The organism is Peribacillus sp. NPDC058002 (assembly GCF_042886655.1).
GTDB lineage: Bacteria > Bacillota > Bacilli > Bacillales > DSM-1321 > Peribacillus > Peribacillus aracenensis.
Genome location: NZ_JBHVQU010000259.1, coordinates 1 through 4,702, shown reverse-complemented (window position 1 = coordinate 4,702; position 4,702 = coordinate 1). Strand labels below are relative to the sequence as shown.

4 protein-coding genes and 1 other RNA gene are annotated in these 4,702 nt (G+C 37.9%); 1 reads left to right on the top strand and 4 read right to left on the bottom strand.

Features of this window, described 5'->3' with window-relative positions; translation table 11 throughout:
• Positions 1 to 304 precede the first annotated feature (304 nt).
• Positions 305 to 847, top strand: a complete 543-nt coding sequence (locus tag ACFVSH_RS23045) for a ribonuclease H-like YkuK family protein (protein ID WP_192204854.1) — start codon at positions 305 to 307, stop codon at positions 845 to 847.
• A 138-nt stretch (positions 848 to 985) separates the two neighbouring features.
• Here ACFVSH_RS23045 and ssrS read toward each other — a convergent pair.
• From ssrS to ACFVSH_RS23025, 4 genes are all read right to left on the bottom strand, one after another.
• A non-coding RNA gene (ssrS, locus tag ACFVSH_RS23040) (6S RNA) lies at positions 986 to 1,172 on the bottom strand.
• Between the two features lie 342 nt (positions 1,173 to 1,514).
• The gene (locus ACFVSH_RS23035) at positions 1,515 to 2,768 is read right to left on the bottom strand and encodes an MFS transporter (protein WP_387598675.1); all 1,254 of its coding nucleotides are present in this window, start codon (positions 2,766 to 2,768) and stop codon (positions 1,515 to 1,517) included.
• Positions 2,769 to 3,417: 649 nt separating this feature from the next.
• Positions 3,418 to 4,296 carry a mechanosensitive ion channel family protein gene (locus ACFVSH_RS23030; protein ID WP_387708025.1) on the bottom strand — a complete coding sequence of 293 codons (879 nt, stop codon included), beginning with the start codon at positions 4,294 to 4,296 and terminating at the stop codon, positions 3,418 to 3,420.
• Between the two features lie 21 nt (positions 4,297 to 4,317).
• Positions 4,318 to 4,702, bottom strand: a 385-nt coding sequence (locus ACFVSH_RS23025; protein WP_387708023.1) for a sporulation protein, incomplete at its 5' end; no start/stop codon positions are given.

Sequence of the window (4,702 nt, the reverse complement as noted above, 5' to 3'; positions counted from 1 at the left end):
ACCTACGGGGTGTCTCCATTGGACGCGCTTTTCTAAGCAGGAGTCTCGTACACCCGCTCCAATCAACTTTGTTTTAACATTAGGGTAGAACAACCTTTTGCCTAGAGTCATTTTTGTTTAAAATAGAACAATTAAAACTTGAGGTGATAGCTATTCAGCGAGATTAACTTTTGTCGACTGCATTCTATAGGTTGCGGGTACTTCCCACCGCACGAAACAAGGACCCCCTTCATATGATGTGTTATGAGCGGCATGAGATAATTAATAATTTGATTATATCCGGGGAAAGGTTGGGTGCAATAATATGACGCAATATCCATTTCATAACATTCCATTTCAAAACCTTCAGAAAAAAGACATGTCATTTGAAGATGTATTTGTTCATATTGTTGAGTTCATGAAATTAAATCCTTCCGGTGATTATCGCTTAATGGTCGGTACAGATTCACAAGTACATAAAAAGCATACGGTTTTCATTACTGGCATCGTGATACGGCAGGTCGGAAATGGTGTTTGGGGTTGTATAAGAAAAGTGATGATTCCTAGAAGGATGCTGCATTTGCATGAACGAATTTCCCAAGAATTGTCGTTAACAGAGGAGATCGTATCATTGTTTACGGAAGAAAGAAAAAATCAATTAATCGATATTGTACTGCCTGCCGTATATCAAGGGGCAACGTTCACAATGGAAGGGCACATTGATATCGGGATTGGGAAGCGGAACAAAACCAGTGAATTTGTAAAAGAAATGGTAGCCAGGATGGAATCCATGGGCGTGGAACCGAAAATCAAACCCAATGCTTTCGTCGCTTCAAGTTATGCCAACCGGTATACGAAGCAAGAGTAAACATTTAATAAGCAAGAGTTATCAACATTGTTTTTTTTAGGCTGATCAAAATGAAAATTTCAAAAAATGGATAATCATTACAAATCGGAAAACAGCAAAAAACCGGCCTCAGAACGAGACCGGTTTGAACATTTAAAGATATAAGCCGCCATTGCCGTATTCAGTAAGAAAGTTTTAAACCACCACTCCTCAAAGTGGGTGTTTGCAGAAAAAATCCTGTTGTCCAAGTCAGTGACGAGGCATAACATTCCTGATTCAATATAAAACTCCCTATTACAGCTTAAAGGTTAAAACTTTATTATCAATACGAACAGTGCAGCTTGTATTGATATACTACCTGAATTCCTAGTAAGTTACAATGTTAATAATCACCATATGAAATCGCCTATGGCTGTAGAAGGAAAAGACGCCCTAAAAGCATTCGTTAGACTCAAACTATTGATCAAAATAACCGATAAAATCTCCTTATTCACCAGACTTTTGAAAATTAAGTGCATAAGTACCAATAAGTCCATTTTTAGCATTTACCAGTACTCTAAAAATAATTGTAAATCCAAATTTCGTCAGTTGTAATAACAGTCAGAAGAAAAAATAAAGAAAAGCAGCCAAAATTGGCTGCTTTTCTTATGGCTATAGCTGTATTTAGGTGTTTGCACACTCAAGATAATTATGATTGAATTTCCAGGGGTTTTGTTTCGGCCTTTTGATTGTACAATGGCAAAATGAAAAACATCCCTAGAATAAAAAAGAAAGCGGCTGTTTCAAATATGGCGACGAGTGAAAATTGCTCTTTCAGGACGCCTGCTGCACTCATGGTCAACACCATCGACCCAGTGAATAACGGGCTTAAGATTCCATTGACCCTTCCGATGAACTCGCCTTCGGTCCTCTGTAATATCAATGTATTTATCCCGATTTGAATACAAGGCAGCATTAGCCCATTAAAGAACTCGGCTGTAAGTGTAACCCAAAGATTTGTTGAAAGCCCCATTACCGCTAATCCAATGGCATTCACAAGCATTCCTAAAGCTAATAATCTTTGAGGTGCCACCTTTTTGGCGAAAATCATCACACCGGCTCCACCTAAAATCATGCCAAACCCATTCACCATAAATAACCATTGCAAATTTTCCTTAGGCAGTTCCAGTTGTTCTGTAACAAGAAATATAGAGAGCGGCTGAATGAAACCAAGTCCGAGCCCGGCTGCCAAAAAACATAAACCAAGCAAACTTAGTTCCTTTTTTCGCAACACATACCTCACTCCGCTTTTCATTTCCTGCCATATCGTTGTTTTTGCGGTCTCTTCATTCAGTTTATAATCTTTTGGAAGAAAGGCGAGTGCACCAGCTGAAAGTAAAAACGCCAGGCCAGTAATCGCAATCGAAATGTTTATCCCGAATGATTGGAAGGCGAATGTACCGAGAATCGGACCTAAAACCATAAATACTGCAAAGACGGTCTGATAAACAGACATCCCTGTCTGAATTTGACTTTCTGGCAAATGCATTTTAAATAGCTTCATGCCTGATGGCTGAGAAAACTGAGAAAGTATCGCCGAAATCAAAGTTGCGAAGAATACCATTTTCCAACTGCCGAAGATAAGCGAGATAAGCACCGCAAAAACGGATATAGCACTTAATATATCACACCAAACCATCGTTTTTTTCGGACTCCAGCGGTCAGCAAACGTCCCTCCAATAAATGAAAAAATAAAAATGGGCGCGAATTCCGCTACTGATATCATGGAGATGGCAAAGGCATTCCCGTTTGTCTTTTCCATGACGAATAACAAAACTGCAAAATTCCGTACCCATATCCCTATTTGTAAAAACAAGCCTGATAAGATAATGGCCCGGAATACACGATTTTTAAATATGTTAGGCTCTTTATTACTCAATGTTACGGATGTATGTTTCCCCAATATAAAAACCTCCTGTGAGATATCTGGACAGGAGGCAGTACAATACAAAATTAACAGAGCAAAATATCCCTAATGGACGGAACACAATGATCTTTGTTTGTATTTTAATGTACAGACTAATCCTATCCAGAAAAAAGTTCGTATTTAGCACGTATTTTTTTCTTGAAGAATAGGATTAAATGATCATTGTTTAAAGGTCACCCTTCCATTTTATGCTATTTCCATAATAATCTATTTAATCTGATAAATCAAGGTGAAATCCATAAAAACACCCCATTTTTTGGGCAGGGTTTTTCGACATATTGTATAAAAAATGGACTTCCTTTAAAAGAAATAAAAGAAAGCCCAAACTGTAGACAAACTTGAAGATAAGCGAGTTTGTTTGTGTTTTTTTAAACAAAAAAAGTTCCATTTGTTTTCAGAAATCAGCTCCCTTTCCGCCGATTGTCTGCCAAGCCCCCTAGCCGTTAATGCTCCGAGGGCGGACCGCCCACGGAAAGCAAGTTCTCTACGTTCCAATCAACTTTCATATACTTCCTTTAAAAGAAAGCGCTTTTATATCCATAGGTTACAAATGATTACTGCTAGTCATGCTTCTTCCCTCTGTTATCTTCTCCCCCAATTTATCATGACCTATCCCTTCTTCTTTTCAGTTTTCCAAAATACGTTCATGATTAGGATTGCCTTGAACAAGCAAATGGGCAGATGGCACTTTAATTTGATGCTCATGTAAAGCTGTCATCATTTCAAACCTCACACTTCTCGCTGTTTCAAAGTAATGTTCAGGATTAACAAGTCCCACTATGCATAGTTCATAAACATATTTAAGATTCGGATTTAAATCCGTAATGCCAATATATCTAAAGTCCTCTTCAGGTGTACCATCCTCTAGCCTTAGAAGTGTTTCACCATACTTCTCATTACAGATATGGCAGATATCTTCCAACAGCCGTATTACCTTTTCAGGATTTTCTTGGTAACTTACTGTAACACGTTCAATGATTCGCATTCTCCCTTTATTGAAATTTTGAATCGTCCTAATTTCACTATGTGGGATTGTCAGTAGTTTTCCTGACCATTCCCTGATCTGCATGAACCGGATACCGATTTCCTCAATCGTCCCAGAACTTGTCCCATTGAATGTCACAAAATTCCCCACTCGGAATTCATTATCTGAAAGCCTTACGAATCCCAATAAGATATCCTTAAGCATTTGCTGAGCGGCAAATCCGATAACGACCCCTAAAATCCCAGCTCCAGCTAAAATTCCTTTAAGGTCTATAAACTGTCCAATCAAATATATAAGGAAAAGCGCGGAAATGCCGTACCTAAGAGAAGAACGAGTAACCCCCTGTATCGTTTTTTCGACTTCCTCCTCAAAAAAATTGGACCTTTTAAAGAACCATTCAACCATTTTATTCAAAATATAATAAACCGCCAATAACAGTAAAGCTAATATAAAAAGCCTCAATAAAAGAAATTCTTCCAAATAATCCATGGCAAGCTCAGTAAATTTCAAGATATTCATGTTCCCACCTCCGTTTCCACTTTATTCAGAATCGATGAAAATCCAGTCATCATCCTTGCCTATTATCCCTTTATCCAGTATCAGTCTCGTTTTAAGACGATAAGAAACCCCTTGCTTATAAGGGTCTTTCAATATAGGCAGACAAAAGTTAAAAGGAATTTCATTGCTTTCCCCTGAATTTATCTCTCTTGAAGACAAAATGGTGCTCGTTTTAAGGATTTCGTCAATACCGGTAGAATGAGTATCCATAATTAAATCACATTCGATCCTCCTTATTCTTTGCGAAAGGGTACCACCCTTAATCAAGAAATATCCATTTATGCATTCACCAGATTTATACGTGTTTTTCGGAAGGATTAAATCTATTTGTGCTGAACCTATCCCTAATAGTAATAAAGATTTTCGA